The organism is Priestia aryabhattai B8W22, assembly GCF_000956595.1.
GTDB classification, from domain to species: domain Bacteria; phylum Bacillota; class Bacilli; order Bacillales; family Bacillaceae_H; genus Priestia; species Priestia aryabhattai.
Genome location: NZ_JYOO01000005.1, coordinates 1 through 17,458, shown reverse-complemented (window position 1 = coordinate 17,458; position 17,458 = coordinate 1). Strand labels below are relative to the sequence as shown.

Sequence of the window (17,458 nt, the reverse complement as noted above, 5' to 3'; positions counted from 1 at the left end):
CGGAATGTCGCCTATGAGTAGCTTTTTTGAACAGCTGCATAGCTCAGTAGAAAAAGCCGGTTAATCAACCGTTATGAAATGAAGTGTATAGGCTTATCAAACGGGATACGTCTATAAAAAAAGGTGGTACCGCGAAATCAACTCCTTTCGTCCTTTTATTAGGAAAGGAGTTTTTTTATGTTTATAAAAGGTTTACACAGTTTCTAAAGACTGAAACTTTATATTATGGAGGTATACATTATGTCTGAAAAAGAAGTGACTCTTCCAACGAAGTATGATCCAAAAACCGTTGAAGAAAATCGTTATCAGTATTGGTTAGACGGGAAGTTTTTTGAAGCAACAAATGACCCTGAAAAAGAGCCGTATACAATTGTAATTCCACCCCCAAACGTAACGGGCAAGCTGCATTTAGGCCACGCTTGGGATACAACGTTACAAGATATTTTAACGCGTATGAAGCGCATGCAAGGCTATGACGTTCTATGGCTTCCCGGCATGGACCATGCGGGGATTGCAACGCAGGCAAAAGTAGAAGAAAAGCTTCGCAGCGAAGGGAAAAGCCGCTACGATTTAGGCCGCGAAAACTTTGTAGCTGAAACGTGGAAATGGAAAGAAGAATATGCAAGCTTTATTCGCCAGCAGTGGTCGAAGCTAGGACTTGGCTTGGACTATTCACGCGAGCGCTTCACGCTTGATAAAGGTCTTTCTAAAGCAGTGCGTGAAGTATTCGTAACGCTTTACAAAAAAGGATTAATCTATCGCGGAGAATATATTATTAACTGGGATCCAGCTACAAAAACAGCTCTTTCAGACATCGAGGTTATTTACAAAGATGTACAAGGTGCGTTTTATCATATGCGCTATCCGTTGGCAGATGGTTCTGGACATATTGAAATCGCAACAACTCGTCCTGAAACAATGCTAGGAGATACGGCTGTAGCTGTTCACCCTGAAGATGATCGCTATAAGCACTTAATCGGCAAAAAGGTTGTCCTTCCGATTGTAGGGCGTGAAATTCCAATCGTAGGCGATGATTATGTTGATATGGAATTCGGTTCTGGTGCGGTGAAAATTACGCCTGCTCATGACCCGAACGATTTTGAAATTGGAAACCGTCATAATTTAGAGCGTATTTTAGTGATGAATCAAGACGGTACGATGAATGACAAAGCAGGTAAATATGAAGGAATGGATCGTTTTGCTTGCCGTAAGCAAATTGTTAAAGACCTTCAAGAAGACGGCGTATTGTTCAACATTGAAGACCACATGCATTCAGTAGGTCACAGTGAACGAAGCGGTGCCGTTGTCGAACCTTATTTATCAACTCAATGGTTTGTAAAAATGCAGCCGTTAGCAGATAAAGCAGTAGATCTTCAAAAACAAGAAGAAAAAGTCAACTTTGTACCTGATCGTTTTGAAAAGACATACTTACACTGGATGGAAAATATTCGCGACTGGTGTATTTCGCGTCAGCTTTGGTGGGGACACCGCATTCCAGCTTGGTATCACAAAGAAACTGGAGAAGTATACGTAGATCATGAGGCTCCAGCAGATATCGAAAACTGGGAACAGGATTCAGATGTATTAGACACATGGTTCAGTTCAGCGCTATGGCCGTTCTCAACAATGGGCTGGCCGGATGTGGATGCAGCTGATTTCAAACGCTACTACCCAACAAATGTGCTTGTAACAGGCTACGACATTATTTTCTTCTGGGTATCTCGTATGATTTTCCAAGGTCTTGAATTTACGGGTAAACGTCCGTTTGACGATGTACTTATTCACGGTCTTGTACGAGATGCTGAAGGTCGTAAAATGAGTAAATCACTTGGTAACGGCGTAGATCCAATGGAAGTAATCGAGAAATACGGTGCAGATTCTCTTCGCTACTTCTTATCGACAGGAAGCTCACCGGGACAAGATTTACGCTTCAGCTTTGAAAAAGTCGAAGCGACGTGGAATTTTGCAAATAAAATTTGGAATGCTTCTCGTTTTGCATTAATGAACATGGACGGCATCACATTTGAAGAGCTTGATTTATCAGGCGAAAAGTCCGTTGCCGATAAATGGATTTTAACGCGCTTAAATGAGACGATTGAGCACGTAACAAAATTAGCTGACAAATATGAATTCGGTGAAGTTGGACGCATTCTCTATAACTTTATTTGGGATGATTTCTGCGATTGGTACATTGAAATGGCTAAACTTCCTCTTTACGGAGAAGATGAAGCAGCTAAAAAGACAACTCGCTCAATTTTAGCTTATGTACTTGATAACACAATGCGACTTTTACATCCATTCATGCCGTTTATTACTGAGGAAATTTGGCAAAGCTTGCCGCATGAAGGCGAATCAATTACAGTAGCTAAATGGCCGGAAGTACGCGCTGAGCTTTCGGATAAAGAAGCTGCTAACGATATGCGTTTACTTGTAGATATTATTCGTGCTGTTCGTAATATTCGTGCTGAAGTGAACACGCCGATGAGCAAACAAGTAAAATTATTTATTAAAGCTAAAGATGAAAATATTCAAAGCCAGCTTGAAAAGAACCGTGCGTATGTAGAACGTTTCTGTAATCCAAGTGAGCTTGTGATTTCAACCGATGTTTCATTAGATGAAAAAGCGATGAGTGCTGTTGTAACAGGAGCAGAATTAATTTTACCTCTTGAAGGTTTAATTAATATCGAAGAAGAAATCGCACGTTTAGAAAAAGAATACGACAAGTTAAACAAAGAAGTAGAGCGTGTACAAAAGAAATTAAACAACCAAGGCTTTATTGCAAAAGCGCCTGCTAAAGTAGTAGAAGAAGAGCGTGCAAAAGAGCAAGATTACGTTGAAAAACGTGAAGCTGTTCAGTCTCGTATTGCTGAATTACGCGGATAATCAATGGGTTAATGAATGAACAGAAAAAGCGTGGCTTGTATAGCGACGCTTTTTCTTTACATAATAATAGCGATGGAAAAGAAAGGTGAATAAAAGATGATAACGACATATGAAGAAGCGCTTGATTGGATTCATAACAGACTTCGCTTTGGAATCAAGCCGGGGTTAGAACGAATGGAATGGATGCTAGAGCAGCTTGATTTTCCGCAGCAAAATATAAATGCTATTCATGTTGCTGGGACGAATGGTAAAGGTTCTACTGTTTCTTATTTGCGAAACATGTTAGAAGAAGCAGGGTATAAAGTTGGAACGTTTACTTCCCCTTATATCGAAACATTTAATGAGCGGATTAGCGTGAATGGACAGCCTATTTCAAATGAAGCAATGACCGCTCTTGTTCAGGAAGTAAAGCCTGTAGTGGAGCGACTAGAACATACGGACTTAGGGTCAGCAACGGAATTTGAAGTGATTACAATCATGGCTTTTCTTTATTTCGGCTATCATGATTCAGTTGACTATGCTGTGTTTGAAACAGGTCTTGGGGGACGATATGATTCAACAAACGTTGTGAATCCTATGGTGAGTGTTATTACAAACATTGGATTTGATCACATGGCGATACTAGGTGATACGGTAGAAGAAATTTCAGCAGAAAAAGCGGGGATTATTAAAAAAGAAGTCCCTATTATTACTGGTGCGGAGCAGGTAAAGGCGCTCGACGTCATTACAGAAGAGGCAAATTCGAAGCAGGCTCCGTTATTTGTGTTAGGAAAAGAATTTAAAATTGAAAACTATGAGCCCGTAGCAAATGGAGAAGGCTTTACGTTAAAAACGCCGTATGGTACATTTGAACACTTGCAATTAAATATGCTTGGCTATCATCAAGTTAAAAATGCAGCTTTGGCTGTGATGGCCGTTTGTTATTTAAAAGAAAAGAAAAAGCTTTCTATCTCCAATGAGCAAATGATAAAAGGGATTCAGCATACAAAGTGGAACGGCCGCTTTGAGATAGTAAATGAGCATCCTTTAACGATTATTGATGGGGCTCATAATGCAGAAGGCATTGATAGCTTGTTATCTACTTTACGCCTTCATTATGAAGATCGAAACATTCATTTAGTTTTCAGCTGTTTAAATGATAAAAGCGCTGATCGAATGGTCCAAGAACTTGAAACAATCGCTACAAGTATTACATTTACGTCCTTTGACTTTCCTCGTGCTCGCGCAGCCGCGGAGCTTTATGAGATGAGTACTCATCATAATAAGCATATGGACGAGGATTGGAAAAAAGCAATTGCTTACGTAAAGGAAAAGGCGACAGGTGAACAAGACATGGTGGTGATTACAGGGTCTCTGTACTTTATATCAGAAGTGCGGGCTTTTCTTCTCAGCTGAGCAAAAGCAGCAAGTGAAATCTTGCTGCTTTTAACATAATGTAAGGAAGGGATACGGATAATAAGTAAGCACTAAGTTCAAAGTATTGTCACTTTCACCCCCTAGGTAAGTGATATATAATAAACATGTACATCACTAAATAAGGAGATTGTTAACATGAGTAAGAATAATGAAAAAATTGTACCGAAAAGTAATAAAAACTTTACCGGTATTATTCTTACCTTTTCAGTGATAGCGAATGTTATTATTTTACTGCTATTCTTTTCGAATATTGGCTATCAAGGAAAAGTAAGTTTTGATTTGACTATCTTTCCACGGTTAAATGCTATTTTGAATAGTTTTACGTTTATTTTTTTAGTTGCAGCGTTGATTTCAATTTTCAGGAAAAATATTAATGCTCATAAAGGTTTTATTTTAGCAGCATTCACTTCCACACTGCTCTTTTTAGTTTCATATTTAACGTTCCACTACATTTCCACAGAAACAGCTACGTTCGGTGGAGAAGGAATCGTTCGTCCCATTTACTTTTTTATTTTGATCACACACAGTTTTCTAGCAGCGATTATTGTTCCGCTGGCACTGTTTGCACTTGTGTGGGGCTGGACAATGCAAGTTGAAAAACATAAAAAAATTGTGCGATGGACAATGCCAATCTGGCTTTATGTAAGTCTTACAGGTGTAATTGTCTACTTATTTATGGCTCCTTACTATTAAAAAACGTCTGCTTTTGCAGACGTTTTTTTATGCTGTTTTTGTTTTTTAGTGGTATAATCCTTATTACCTATAAAAGGTGTGTTTTAAGGAAGGAGGCATACAAAATATGACTTTTATGGGTATTATGATTCAGTTTAGTAATGAAGGAGTTGTTTGATACTAATCAATAAAGGAGAGGTGTAGAAATGGATAAACTGTCAACGGAGAATAAAGGACTTTCTCTAATGCAAGTGATCATACTGGTTATCGTAATAGGTCTTCTAGCAGCTTTTATTATTCCATTTATTGGCAGTTATTTAAAAGGAAAAGATACATTGCCCCATTCAAAAGAAAATCTACAGTTAGTATTCTGTAATCCTGAAATGGAAGGAGTCGTATGAGTTTAATTTACCTTTATCTATTTGTTTCAGGTATCACCCTAGGTTCATTTTATAACGTAGCAGGTCTTAGAATTCCTCAGAAAAAATCTATCTTATCTCCAAGATCTCATTGTCCACACTGTTTATCCGGTCTTTCTCCACAGCAGTTAATTCCCATAGTCTCCTACATTAAAAATGCAGGAAAATGTAGTATGTGTCGCAAAAAAATCTCCTTCATCTACCCGTTCGTAGAATTTTCGACAGGAAGTTTATTTGTATATGCTTTTTTTAGATTAAATATGACGTTAGAACTGATTGTCATATTAACCTTTGTTTCTTTTTTAACAATTATAGTTGTCTCAGATATAGCTTATATGATTGTCCCGAATAAGGTGCTGCTTTTCTTTTTGCCTATCTTTCTTCTTGAGCGTCTTTTCATTCCATTAACTTCGTGGAGTGATTCCTTAATGGGAGGAGGAATAGCATTTTTTCTCCTCTTTCTAGTCGCATTTCTCAGCAGAGGAGGCCTTGGAGAAGGAGATATTAAATTGTATGGTTTGATTGGTATTGTGCTTGGAGTAAAGCTTGTTTTACTATCGCTTTTTTTAGCTATATTAATAGGCGGAACCGTTAGTATAGGAGCGTTATTAATGAAAAAGGCAAAGGTAGGTGTACCAATTCCTTTCGTTCCTTTTATTTTTATAGGGACAATCGCTGCTTATTTTCATGGAAACGAATTGATAGACTGGTATGTTAGCAGCTATTTTTATTGAGCTTCAAGTCTTCGACAAATTTGAAATTTCTGTAACTAAATAGCGAAAACCTTTTGTAACAAGACGACAAATGTCTTGTTATTTTTTTTTCTTCTATGATAGCATGGAAAAAAGTGTATGTTTTATGTCGGTTTACCTCAGCTTGCAACCGGTACTAAGACTACGTTAACTAAAGGCGGTGGGGCAGTGGACAAGCAGGAACGAAAGATTTCAATTAAAATCAATGGTCAATCCAAGGATGAAAAGGAAGAACAAGCGCCCGAAAAAGACGAATTTACGTGGGTTCTTCCGGAGCCGGCATCCAAAGATTCTCATGTGGAAGAAAATAAAGTGGTGTTTATTGAAGATGTAAGAAATGAAAAAAAGAAAAAGCCGCGATTACATCCTAAAAATGTTTCGATTAAAACGGTAAACGGCGGTGTGATCAAACGAACGGCTCTGATTGTACTGCTAGCAGTCGGAATAGGCAGCGGCATCGGTATGGTTGGTGTGAAAATGATGACGGGAAGCGAACAGCCTGTAGGAAAAGCACAAACGAGTGAGCGTACGAAAGAAGAAAAAGCTGCCCAAACAGCGTCTGCCACTGAAAGTGTTGGTAAAGCTGAAAAGAAAAACGAACAGGAGTCGAAAGATACGTCAGCTGCTGCTTCTACTTTAGAACCCTTTTCCTTTTACATTGTACAAGCAGGTGCTTTTTCATCAAAAGCTGCTGCAAATAAAGCAATGGATAAATGGAAAGAAGAGAACGAAGCAGGCGAGATCTTTTCACCTAAAACCTATTCTCTTGTCGTTGGTGCTGCCACTGGAGAAGAAAAAGCGAAGGCACTTAGTAACACGTATAAACAACAAGGTAAAGATGTATATGTAAAGTCTTATGAAATTAAGCCCACTAGCGAATTAGGGAAAAAAGATCAAACGGTTATAACAACAGCGCAGCCGTTTATGGCTAATCTTTTAGATCAATCTGTTAAAGCGATTGAAGGAGAGCGGGTAGCCGATATCAAATCTCTGAAAAAAGAGCTGACAAAAGTTCAGAAAGAAGCATCAAATGGAGACATTAAAACCATGATGAGCACCCTTCAAAAGGCTGCGGCTTCTCTTTCTTCATATGAAGACAATCAAAGCAGTAAAGATGCTTGGCTTGCTCAGCGATACGTGTTAAAAGCTCTTCAGCAGTATGAAAGCCTTGTAACGTCTTAACAGGTGAGGTAGTGTAATGCTGCCTCACTTGTTTATTGTCATTTCGAGATGAAATTGCTAAAATAACGGTGTGTCCTTCTTTTTAAAATCAAAATGCAAAGGTGAGATGTATGAAACAAACATTAATTTTAGCCTCAGGCTCTCCTCGTCGAAAAGAATTACTTCAGCAGCTTCACATTCCCTTTACCGTTCACGTTAGTACAATTGAAGAAATCGTCAATCCATCATACACTCCGTCCGAGGTAGTAATGGATTTAGCTAGGCAAAAAGCAGTGGACGTCGCTTCGCATTTTAAAGAGGATATGGTCCTAGGTGCCGATACAGTTGTCGTATATGGCAATCGTATTTTAGGAAAGCCAAAAACGAAACAAGAAGCGATTGAAACACTTACGATGCTGTCAGGTCAAAAACATCAGGTGTTAACAGGAGTAGCGTTCGTATCAAATGCAAAAGTTCATACGTTTTATGAACAAACTGATGTAGAGTTTTGGCCGATTGAACAAGATGAAATCGTACAGTACGTAGAGTCAGGAGAGCCTATGGATAAGGCTGGTTCTTATGGAATTCAAGGTCTCGGTGCTGCGCTAGTTAAGAAAATTGAAGGAGACTATTTCTCTGTGGTGGGCTTGCCGCTCTCCCGAACAATACGTGAGCTAAAACAATACGGTTTCGTCTACTAAAAAGGAGTGACGAAATTGGATCAATCATTGCTAATTAAAGATTTTCCTCAAGATGAAAGACCTCGAGAGCGCCTTGTGGCAATGGGTGCTTCTAGTCTTTCTAACCACGAGCTTATTGCTATTTTACTGCGCACTGGAACCAAAGATGAATCTGTTCTTCAGCTGTCCAATCGCATATTAACGCATTTTGAAGGTCTTCAACTTTTACAGCATGCATCGCTTGATGAAATGATGAATATTAAAGGTATCGGACCTGCAAAAGCGATTCAAATTATAGCGGCTATTGAAATAGGCAAGAGGATTGTACAGCGGAAATCTAGTCAGCGATATACCATTCATGGCCCTGAAGACGGAGCTAATTATGTGATGGAAGAAATGCGCGTGCTGTCCCAAGAGCATTTCGTCTGTTTATACCTCAACACGAAAAATCAAGTTCTCCACAAGCAAACCATTTTTATCGGAAGCCTCAATTCATCTATTGTCCATCCAAGAGAAGTATTTAAAGAAGCCTTTCGCCGTTCAGCTGCATCTCTTATTTGTATTCATAATCATCCCTCCGGCGACCCTACTCCCAGCAGAGAAGATATAGAGGTAACGAAGCGCTTAAAAGAGTGCGGATTTATCATAGGAATTGAATTGTTAGATCATTTAATTATCGGGGATCGAAAATATATTAGTTTAAAAGAAAAAGGATACATGTAAGGCTATGCTTTTTAAAATCCTTGGGTTATAATAGTAGTCATGATTTTAAATGACAAGTTCTTTACAATCATTCGTTATTAATAGACAAAGTATGACTTTTTATCATACAATATTTGGCGTTGACATCTATGAAAAAAGTATAGAAAATAAAAAATGTTACTTATGAAATGAAGAAATTGAATTATGGAATTTTTACCTTTGCATTTTGGTAAGAGAAAGGAAGAGACACATGTTTGGAATCGGTACTAGAGACCTTGGAATAGATTTGGGTACTGCAAATACGCTCGTTTATGTAAAAGGAAAAGGAATTGTTGTGCGTGAGCCGTCTGTTGTGGCTTTGCAAACTGATACAAAACAAATCGTTGCGGTAGGTAACGATGCAAAAAATATGATTGGTCGTACACCTGGGAACGTAGTAGCCCTTCGTCCAATGAAAGATGGAGTTATTGCAGATTACGAAACAACTGCGACGATGATGAAATATTACATCAATCAAGCTCAAAAAACAAAAAGTTTGTTTGCGGGTAAGCCGTATGTAATGGTTTGTGTACCTTCTGGCATTACAGCTGTTGAGAAACGTGCCGTTATTGATGCGACTCGTCAGGCTGGCGCACGTGATGCGTATACAATTGAAGAACCGTTTGCTGCAGCAATCGGCGCCAATCTACCGGTTTGGGAGCCAACGGGAAGTATGGTAGTAGATATTGGCGGAGGAACAACAGAAGTTGCGATTATTTCTTTAGGCGGAATCGTAACATGTCAGTCAATCCGTATCGCTGGTGACGAGATGGATGAAGCGATTATTCAATATATTCGCAAGAATTACAATTTAATGATCGGTGAGCGTACGTCAGAAGCATTAAAAGTAGAAGTCGGTTCTGCCGGAATTCCAGAAGGTATTGAAAACATGGAAATTCGCGGACGTGACTTACTAACAGGTCTACCGAAAACAATCGAAATTTCAGCAGAAGAAATTGCAGAAGCGCTAAAAGATACAGTGGCTTCTATTGTAGATTCAGTAAAAAGTACATTAGAAAAAACACCACCTGAACTTGCGGCAGATATTATGGATCGCGGTATTGTATTAACAGGCGGTGGCGCATTGCTACGTAATTTAGATAAAGTTATTAGTGAAGAAACAAATATGCCGGTTGTCATCGCAGAAGATCCGCTTGACTGTGTTGCAATTGGAACTGGTAAAGCGTTAGAACACATTGATTTATTTAAAAATCGTACAAGCGATTCATATCGCTAAATATTAAGAGGTGTAGATCGTGCCACAATTTTTCTTAAATAAACGTTTAGTTATTTTATTGGTCAGTATTATTGTATTAGTGGCATTGATTGGTTTTTCGTTAAATGGTCGTAAAAATGTAACGTGGCCTGAACAGTTTGTCAAAGATACGGTTGGTCTTGTTCAGGCTACCTTTAATGAACCCGCACAATTTGTAGCGGGTTTCTTTCAGAATGTAGGTGACTTAAAGCGTACATACGAAGAAAACGAGGTATTAAAAGCCCGTTTAGACGAACGCATGCAATTAGAAACGAAAGCCAACGCTTTGCAGCAAGAAAATAAAAAATTAAGAGCACAGCTCGACAAAAAAACGGATTTAAGTCAATACAACCCAATCGAAGCAACAGTTATTGCTCGTAATCCAGACCGTTGGCATGAGGTAATTGCCATTGATAAAGGGACGGTTCATAATGTGCAGGAAAATATGGCTGTTATGACTCCTGAAGGGCTGATTGGTAAAGTGAAGCATGCATCTAAGTTTACATCTACTGTGCAGTTAATTAGTTCATCAGATCGTACGAACCGTGTATCTGCTAAAATTCAGGCTAAAAAAGAAGTGTTTGGTTTAATTGAAGGCTATGATGATAAAGAACAGGCGCTTGTTATGCGTCGTATTCCTTTTGATGCTGATATTAAAGAAAAGCAAAAAGTAGTAACGTCCGGTCTAGGACAAGAAGACGGCATTTTTCCTAGCAATCTTCCAATTGGCGTTATCACAAAAATTGAGCCTGATGAATATGGATTAACAAAAAAAGCTTATATCAAACCTGCTGCTGACTTGTATGACTTAGATAACGTAGTTGTAGCTAAAAGAAGTGCGCCCGCTGCTGAAGACGATTTAGGGGCGGAGGAGGCTAACTGATGAAGCGGTTTGTCCTTCCTATTCTCGTGCTTGTCGTTTTTATGTTTGAAAGTATCTTTGTTAATTTTGTTGCCATGGCATCACCATGGCGAGACTGGATTCTATCGCCTCACTTTGTTGTAGTGGTACTGGCTTTTATGGCAGTGTATTATCATCCAAAGCAAGCGATGCTATATGGAGTAATCCTTGGATTCATGTACGATATTGCCTTTACGGATGTCTTAGGAGTATACGCGCTTGGATTGCCGGCCGTATGCTATATCGTATCAAAACTAATGAAGATTTTTCAGCAAAATACGCTTATCGTAATCTGCATGTCGCTATTAGCTGTAGCCATTATTGAGTTTTATGTATATGGCATTAATAGCATTATTAATATATCCGATATGACCATTGGTCGCTTCTTGCAAGAGCGATTTTACGCAACCATCATTTTAAATGCCATATTTGCACTCATTTTTGCATTTCCGCTTCAAAGATGTTTTCAATATTTCGCTAAATTTATCGATGAACGCTGATCCGAAAATATATTACGCTTCTCGTTCGTGATGTGATAAAAATGCTGATTGAAGAAACGAAAAAAAGGAATTGAGTAAGTCTCTGTCGAAATTATATATTCGTTGAGGTGAGCGTCTTGAATAAACAAAAGCAACAAAATGTGACAATTAAAGGAACAAAAGATGGATTAACGTTGCATCTCAATGATAGATGTTCATTTGCAGAGCTTTTGACGGAACTTAAGACGAAGCTTTTGACAAATAAGCATGGCGATGCCGATCAAATCGTCACAGTGTATGTCAAAATCGGAAATCGTTATTTAACTACAGAGCAGGAAACCGAATTGAAGGCGCTCATAGAAGAAAATCAGTATTTAGTAGTTAAACAAATTGATAGTAACGTTATTTTAAAGCAAGATGCAGTCCGAGTAAGAGAAGAAAGTGAATTAGTATCTGTTACAAAGGTAGTTCGTTCAGGACAGGTTCTCCATGTAGAAGGCGATTTGCTTCTAGTCGGAGACGTAAATCCCGGAGGAACCGTTGTAGCTGGAGGAAATTTATTTGTATTAGGTGCTTTAAAAGGGATTGCTCATGCAGGATATCGAGGCAATAAAAACGCCGTTATTGCTGCATCGTTAATGAAACCTTCACAACTGCGCATTGCTGATATCATTACCCGATCAGAAGAAGAGCGCAGTGAGAAGGAAGAGAATATAATGGAATGTGCATACTTAGATGATAATGATCAAATGGTGATAGATCGCGTGCAAGCTTTACCGCATCTAAGACCGAATTTGACCAGGGTAGAAAGGAGAATTTGACAGTGGGAGAGGCTATTGTTGTTACGTCTGGTAAAGGTGGAGTTGGAAAAACAACGACATCAGCCAATTTAGGTACTGCTCTAGCATTAGCTGGAAAGCGCGTGTGTCTAGTAGACACTGATATCGGCTTACGCAACTTGGATGTTGTAATGGGGCTTGAAAATCGTATTATTTATGATCTTGTAGACGTGGTAGAAGGTCGATGCCAACCGCAAAAAGCCTTGATTAAGGACAAGCGTTTTGAATGTTTGTACTTACTTCCTGCTGCTCAAACGAGTGACAAAACAGCTGTTCAACCAGAACAAATGCGAGAGTTAGTTCTTCAGTTAAAGCAAGACTATGACTATGTGGTTATTGATTGCCCAGCTGGTATTGAACAAGGCTATAAGAATGCCGTAGCTGGCGCTGATAAGGCACTCGTTGTGACAACACCGGAAGTTTCAGCTGTTCGTGATGCTGACCGTATTATTGGATTATTGGAGCAAGAGGATATCGAATCTCCAAAACTGGTTATTAACCGAATCCGTAGTCATATGATGAAAAATGGAGACATGCTGGACGTGGAAGAAATTTCTCAGCTTCTGGCTGTTGATTTAATTGGAATCGTTGCTGACGATGAAAATGTTATTCGTGCTTCTAACAACGGTGAACCAATTGTCATGGATCCATCAAGCAAAGCATCAATTGCATATCGTAATATTGCAAGACGTATTCTAGGTGAAACGGTTCCTCTTCAATCGTTAGATGAAGAAGATAAGGGAATGTTTGCACGTATTAAACGATTCTTTGGTGTTCGTTCTTAAAAAGCTTCCGATAGAGGAAGCTTTTTTTATTTGTGTGATTTTGTAGAGTCAAGCTGTCATAAGCTCCACGGACAAGTCATATAGTTGATTATACGATAAGAACAAGGAGAATGATGAATCATGAATCGACGTGCTGATGAAATCCGTAAACGAATTGCTGAGCGTAAGCGAAAACAATTAAATACAACGAAGCGTCTTCCTCAAGAACCTCTTCATACGTCCTTAATGAGTGAAGAAGAAAAATATGGATCGATGGATTATTCTGCGGTTGAATACACACCATCAGCAAAGGAATATCACCCGTTATTTCGAAAAGAACGCTTTTTATTTAAAATTTTAGCTTCGGCCTGCTTAGTGTTAATTGTAGGAATTATGTTCAAGAACGCTTCTCCTACTTTCGAACAGGGCAGAGTGGTGGTTCAACAAACAATGGATAAAGAATTTCAGTTTGCAGCTGTTTCCTCCTGGTATGAAGATAAGTTTGGGAAGCCGTTAACGCTACTGCCGAATAAAGAGTCTAGCAAAACGGAGCAAAGTGTAAGCGGAGAATACGCTACTCCAGCTTCCGGGAAAGTAACAGAAACATTTGCTCAAAGTAAGCAAGGCGTGACGGTTCAAACAGGAGTGGATTCTGTTGTAGAAGCAATGAGTGAAGGTATTGTAAGGTATGTAGGAAAACGTGATGATACTGGGAATACGGTTATTATTCAACATGCTGATGGAACCGAAACGTGGTATGGACAGCTTAAAAAAATCAATGTTAGTATGTATGATTTTGTAAATAAAGGCAAAGAAGTAGGAATTGTGGAAAACAGTAAAAAAGGCGATGCTGGAACATTCTATTTTGCTATTAAAAAAGGCGATAAGTTTGTGGATCCTAGTCAGGTGATTCAATTTGAATAGTGCTTTTTCGTTATTGATGAAAATTCACATTCATCCATTGTTTTGGGGGATTTTCGTAATTGGTATCTTAACGGCTACGGTAAAGCAGCTTTTTTTGTTATTTATTATTGTAATTATTCATGAACTGGGCCACGCCGTAGCGGCTCAGTGTTTTTCTTGGCGGATTCGCAGAATTATGCTCTTACCTTTTGGGGGAGTAGCAGAAGTAGATGAACATGGTAATCGTCCATTTCGAGAAGAGTTTATTGTGACAATAAGTGGACCTCTTCAGCATCTTTGGATGTTTGGAGCAGCTTTTTTATTAATGAAAATAAATGTGTTGTCCTTGGAAACGTATGAGCAATTTATGTTTCAATGCACGGTAATTTTACTGTTTAACCTTTTGCCCATTTGGCCATTGGACGGAGGGAAGCTGCTTTTTTTAATGTGCAGTCGTTCTTTACCATTTTTAGAAGCGCATAAGCTTGCGCTCCGGTTATCAACGTTTTTTTTAGCTAGCGGTATTATCTACGCCGTCATTATGCATCCTTTTCAGCTGCACTTATGGATTGTTATTTCATTTTTAATTATATCCGGATATTTGGAATGGAAGAGCAGGCAATTTGTCTACATGCGCTTTTTGTTGGAGAGGTATCATGGAAAAGAACATCCAATTGGAGCTTTAAAAACGCTAAGTGTATCAACCAGTGAGACGCTCCATCAAGTCCTGCAAAAATTTCAAAGAGGTTGTAAGCATATGATTATTGCTACATCTCAAACAGGCGAGCATGTACAAATTGATGAAAATGAACTTCTACACGCTTACTTTGTAGAAAAAAGAACAAATAGCCCACTAGATGAACTTGTAACAGTTTACTGATTTCTAGTAACATAGAATAGAATGAAAAAAGTTCGGTTGCACTGACCGAACTTTTTCCTATGAATTTAGATTAAAGTGAGGCAATGTATGTGAAAGCATGTATCATTAACGCGGCTACTTCTTCAAAACGTATAGCCGTGATAAACGATAAAGCACTAGAAAAAATATATTTAGAAGAACAAAGCGAGAATCAAATTATTGGTGATATATATTGGGGTAAAGTCGTAAAAGTGCTGCCGCATATGCAAGCAGCTTTTATCGATATCGGTTTATCAATGAACGGATTTATTCATCGAAATGAACTTGTATCTTATCAGCAGTCAGAGAATCCTCACAAAGATCAGCAGCCGATGTCTGCTTTTATTCGTGAAGGAGAAAAAGTACTAGTTCAAGTTGTAAAAGAAGGCATTGGGACAAAAGGGCCGAAGCTGACGGGTATTATTGAATTTTCTTCTGATGAGCTTGTATATTTACCGCACGGAAACTATGTCGCTGTATCCAAAAAAATAGATGAGCCAAAACGCCAAAAGTGGAAACAGCTTGGTGAGCGGTTAAAACAGGGGGGGGAAGGCTTTTTATTTCGAACAGCGATTGAGGAAAAATCAGAAGCTGCGGTCCAACATAAAATAAAAGAGCTACAGAAGAAATATGAGCGCCTTGAACGACAGACTCAGGGAATGAAAGCTCCTGTCCTAGTCAGCAAAGGACAAGATTTTCTCGAAACAAGAGTGCAAGCTGCACTTCAACAAGGAATTGATGGGATAGTAGTAGATGACTTCGACCTATATCAGCATCTTCAAACTACCTACCCTAACTCGTCAATAGAGTACTATAAAGGAAATGAAAATATTTTCTCTTTTTATGATGTGGAACGGCAAATAGAGAAGCTTTTAAAGCGAATCGTGTGGCTCAAAAGCGGAGGCTATATCGTGATTGACGAAACGGAAGCGATGACGGTCGTGGACGTGAACACTGGGAAGTTTTCAGGAAAAGATAATATTCGAAAGACAATGCTTCAAACAAATATGGAAGCTGCGTATGAACTGTCCAAACAGATGCAATTACGTCACTTAGGCGGCATGATCTTAATTGATTTTATAAATATGCCTCATAAAGAAGATCGGACAGAAGTAGAAAGGTATATGAAAAAGCTATGTGAACAAGATGAAGTGCGGACGAATGTAGTTGGCTTTACAGAGCTCGGCATATTGCAATTAACGCGTAAGAAAGTGCGCAATAGTATTGGATCAACATTAACTATGCCTTGTGAAGTATGTGAAGGAACCGGTAAAATGATTGATTCCAAAACGGCTGCTTTTCAAATTGAACGTGTAATTTGGGAACATCGCGGCGCGGAAGAAGAGGCTATTTGGATTGAGACGCGAAGTGATGTGATAAATGAAATGAAAGTTCAAGGATTTCTCAAAGCTTTAGAGAAAATGGTTAAAAAAACCGTATATCTTACGCCAAGCGATGATTATACAAACGCATTTGTTTTGCGTCAATTGGGGTCGAATGAGCAGATTCAAAAAGGGGTCTCTGCTTCTATATAAATTTTTAGAAGAAAAGATGAATTCCAATTGACACTAACCTTTGATTTGTAGTAAGATTTAATATGTTGGTTTGTAGCACCCGTGCTACAACCGCTCAGAACAGGTTTTAAGTTCACTTGAACACCTGTGATGGCGAGTCTTAGTTTTTAGAGGAGGTGCAGAGAATGTACGCAATTATTGAAACTGGTGGTAAGCAAATTAAAGTAGAGGCTGGTCAAGCAATCTACGTTGAAAAACTTGCTGGTGAACAAGGCGAAACAGTTACTTTTGACAAAGTATTATTTGTAGGTGGCGACAGCGTTAAAGTTGGTGTTCCTTTCGTAGAAGGTGCAACAGTTACGGCTAAAGTTGAAAAACAAGGTCGCGCTAAAAAGATCACTGTATTTAAATACAAAGCAAAGAAAAACTATCGTCGTAAGCAAGGTCACCGTCAACCTTACACAAAAGTTGTAATCGACGCTATCAACGCGTAATTATAACAAATGATTAAGGTGACGATTTCTCGTGATGCAAATAAGAAAGTTGACGGGTTCACGATGAGTGGACATGCTGACTTTTCCGAACACGGAAAAGATCTTGTTTGTGCGGGAGCATCTGCAGTTTCATTTGGAACAATTAATGCTATCTTTTCAATAAGTGGGGTTGAACCGCACTTAGAGCAAGGTGGAGATGGTGGCTATCTCCGTTGTGAGATTCCAAAAGATGTGGATTCGTTCACATTGGAACAGATTCAATTGCTATTAGAAGGTATGGTTGTTTCACTGAAAACGATCGAATTAGATTACAGTAATTATATAAAAATTAACGACAACTAAACAGGAGGTGGATGTCATGTTAGTAAGATTAGACCTTCAATTCTTCGCTTCTAAAAAAGGAGTAGGTAGTACTAAAAACGGTCGTGATTCAATCTCGAAACGTCTTGGTGCTAAACGTGCTGATGGCCAATTCGTATCTGGTGGTTCAATTTTATACCGTCAACGCGGTACTAAAATTTACCCAGGTGCAAACGTAGGTCGTGGTGGAGATGATACTTTATTCGCTCAAATCGACGGTATCGTTAAATTTGAACGTTTCGGTCGTGACCGTAAAAAAGTATCTGTATACCCTGTTGCTCAAGAAGCATAAGATACAAAAAGAAAACTCTAACCCAAGTAGGTTAG

The 17,458-nt window shown here is 38.9% G+C and carries 19 protein-coding genes and 2 other annotated features (1 of these 21 cut by a window edge); all 19 genes read left to right on the top strand.

Annotation, left to right across the window (positions count from 1 at the left end; translation table 11 throughout):
• Positions 1-158 (top strand) — a binding site (T-box leader); it begins 87 nt to the left of the window's first position.
• Positions 159-240: 82 nt separating this feature from the next.
• The 19 genes from N178_RS05310 (at position 241) to rpmA (ending at position 17,423) form a co-directional block, all read left to right on the top strand.
• A complete protein-coding gene (locus tag N178_RS05310) occupies positions 241-2,883 on the top strand; it encodes a valine--tRNA ligase (RefSeq protein ID WP_045291095.1) in 2,643 nt (880 codons plus the stop codon).
• 96 nt (positions 2,884-2,979) lie between these two features.
• Complete coding sequence (locus tag N178_RS05305; protein WP_045291094.1) at positions 2,980-4,278, top strand: bifunctional folylpolyglutamate synthase/dihydrofolate synthase; 1,299 nt, start codon at positions 2,980-2,982, stop codon at positions 4,276-4,278.
• 156 nt (positions 4,279-4,434) lie between these two features.
• Entirely contained in the window at positions 4,435-4,992 is a 558-nt protein-coding gene (locus tag N178_RS05300) for a DUF420 domain-containing protein (protein WP_013059351.1), read from the top strand.
• Between the two features lie 185 nt (positions 4,993-5,177).
• On the top strand, positions 5,178-5,372 hold the full coding sequence (locus tag N178_RS05295; RefSeq protein WP_045291093.1) for a hypothetical protein: 195 nt from the start codon (positions 5,178-5,180) through the stop codon (positions 5,370-5,372).
• Positions 5,369-6,124: a prepilin peptidase gene (locus N178_RS05290; protein ID WP_045291092.1), complete on the top strand. Its 756-nt coding sequence runs from the start codon at positions 5,369-5,371 to the stop codon at positions 6,122-6,124. The genes N178_RS05295 and N178_RS05290 overlap by 4 nt, the downstream gene beginning before the upstream one ends.
• 117 nt (positions 6,125-6,241) lie before the next feature.
• Complete coding sequence (locus N178_RS05285) at positions 6,242-7,324, top strand: SPOR domain-containing protein (RefSeq protein ID WP_045291091.1); 1,083 nt, start codon at positions 6,242-6,244, stop codon at positions 7,322-7,324.
• A gap of 110 nt (positions 7,325-7,434) precedes the next feature.
• A complete protein-coding gene (locus tag N178_RS05280) occupies positions 7,435-8,004 on the top strand; it encodes a Maf family protein (protein ID WP_045291090.1) in 570 nt (189 codons plus the stop codon).
• A gap of 15 nt (positions 8,005-8,019) precedes the next feature.
• Positions 8,020-8,706 (top strand): RadC family protein, encoded by a 687-nt coding sequence (gene radC / locus N178_RS05275; RefSeq protein WP_045291089.1) that lies wholly within the window; start codon positions 8,020-8,022, stop codon positions 8,704-8,706.
• A gap of 229 nt (positions 8,707-8,935) precedes the next feature.
• Complete coding sequence (locus N178_RS05270) at positions 8,936-9,961, top strand: rod shape-determining protein (protein WP_013059345.1); 1,026 nt, start codon at positions 8,936-8,938, stop codon at positions 9,959-9,961.
• Between the two features lie 19 nt (positions 9,962-9,980).
• Positions 9,981-10,862, top strand: a complete 882-nt coding sequence (gene mreC, locus N178_RS05265; protein ID WP_013059344.1) for a rod shape-determining protein MreC — start codon at positions 9,981-9,983, stop codon at positions 10,860-10,862.
• Positions 10,862-11,380, top strand: coding sequence for a rod shape-determining protein MreD (gene mreD, locus N178_RS05260; RefSeq protein ID WP_014458115.1), 519 nt, complete (start codon positions 10,862-10,864; stop codon positions 11,378-11,380). Before mreC ends, mreD begins: the two co-directional genes overlap by 1 nt.
• A gap of 116 nt (positions 11,381-11,496) precedes the next feature.
• Entirely contained in the window at positions 11,497-12,180 is a 684-nt protein-coding gene (minC, locus tag N178_RS05255) for a septum site-determining protein MinC (protein ID WP_045291088.1), read from the top strand.
• 2 nt (positions 12,181-12,182) lie between these two features.
• Positions 12,183-12,983, top strand: coding sequence for a septum site-determining protein MinD (minD, locus tag N178_RS05250; RefSeq protein ID WP_013059341.1), 801 nt, complete (start codon positions 12,183-12,185; stop codon positions 12,981-12,983).
• Between the two features lie 120 nt (positions 12,984-13,103).
• A complete protein-coding gene (locus N178_RS05245; RefSeq protein ID WP_045291087.1) occupies positions 13,104-13,886 on the top strand; it encodes a M23 family metallopeptidase in 783 nt (260 codons plus the stop codon).
• The gene (locus N178_RS05240) at positions 13,879-14,745 is read left to right on the top strand and encodes a M50 family metallopeptidase (protein ID WP_052942374.1); all 867 of its coding nucleotides are present in this window, start codon (positions 13,879-13,881) and stop codon (positions 14,743-14,745) included. The genes N178_RS05245 and N178_RS05240 overlap by 8 nt, the downstream gene beginning before the upstream one ends.
• A gap of 83 nt (positions 14,746-14,828) precedes the next feature.
• Entirely contained in the window at positions 14,829-16,298 is a 1,470-nt protein-coding gene (locus tag N178_RS05235) for an Rne/Rng family ribonuclease (protein WP_045291086.1), read from the top strand.
• Positions 16,299-16,376: 78 nt separating this feature from the next.
• Positions 16,377-16,448, top strand: a sequence feature (ribosomal protein L21 leader region).
• Positions 16,449-16,462: 14 nt separating this feature from the next.
• The gene (gene rplU / locus N178_RS05230) at positions 16,463-16,771 is read left to right on the top strand and encodes a 50S ribosomal protein L21 (protein WP_013059337.1); all 309 of its coding nucleotides are present in this window, start codon (positions 16,463-16,465) and stop codon (positions 16,769-16,771) included.
• A gap of 9 nt (positions 16,772-16,780) precedes the next feature.
• Positions 16,781-17,113 carry a ribosomal-processing cysteine protease Prp gene (locus N178_RS05225; protein WP_013059336.1) on the top strand — a complete coding sequence of 111 codons (333 nt, stop codon included), beginning with the start codon at positions 16,781-16,783 and terminating at the stop codon, positions 17,111-17,113.
• A gap of 16 nt (positions 17,114-17,129) precedes the next feature.
• Positions 17,130-17,423: a 50S ribosomal protein L27 gene (gene rpmA / locus N178_RS05220; RefSeq protein ID WP_013059335.1), complete on the top strand. Its 294-nt coding sequence runs from the start codon at positions 17,130-17,132 to the stop codon at positions 17,421-17,423.
• Positions 17,424-17,458 lie beyond the last annotated feature (35 nt).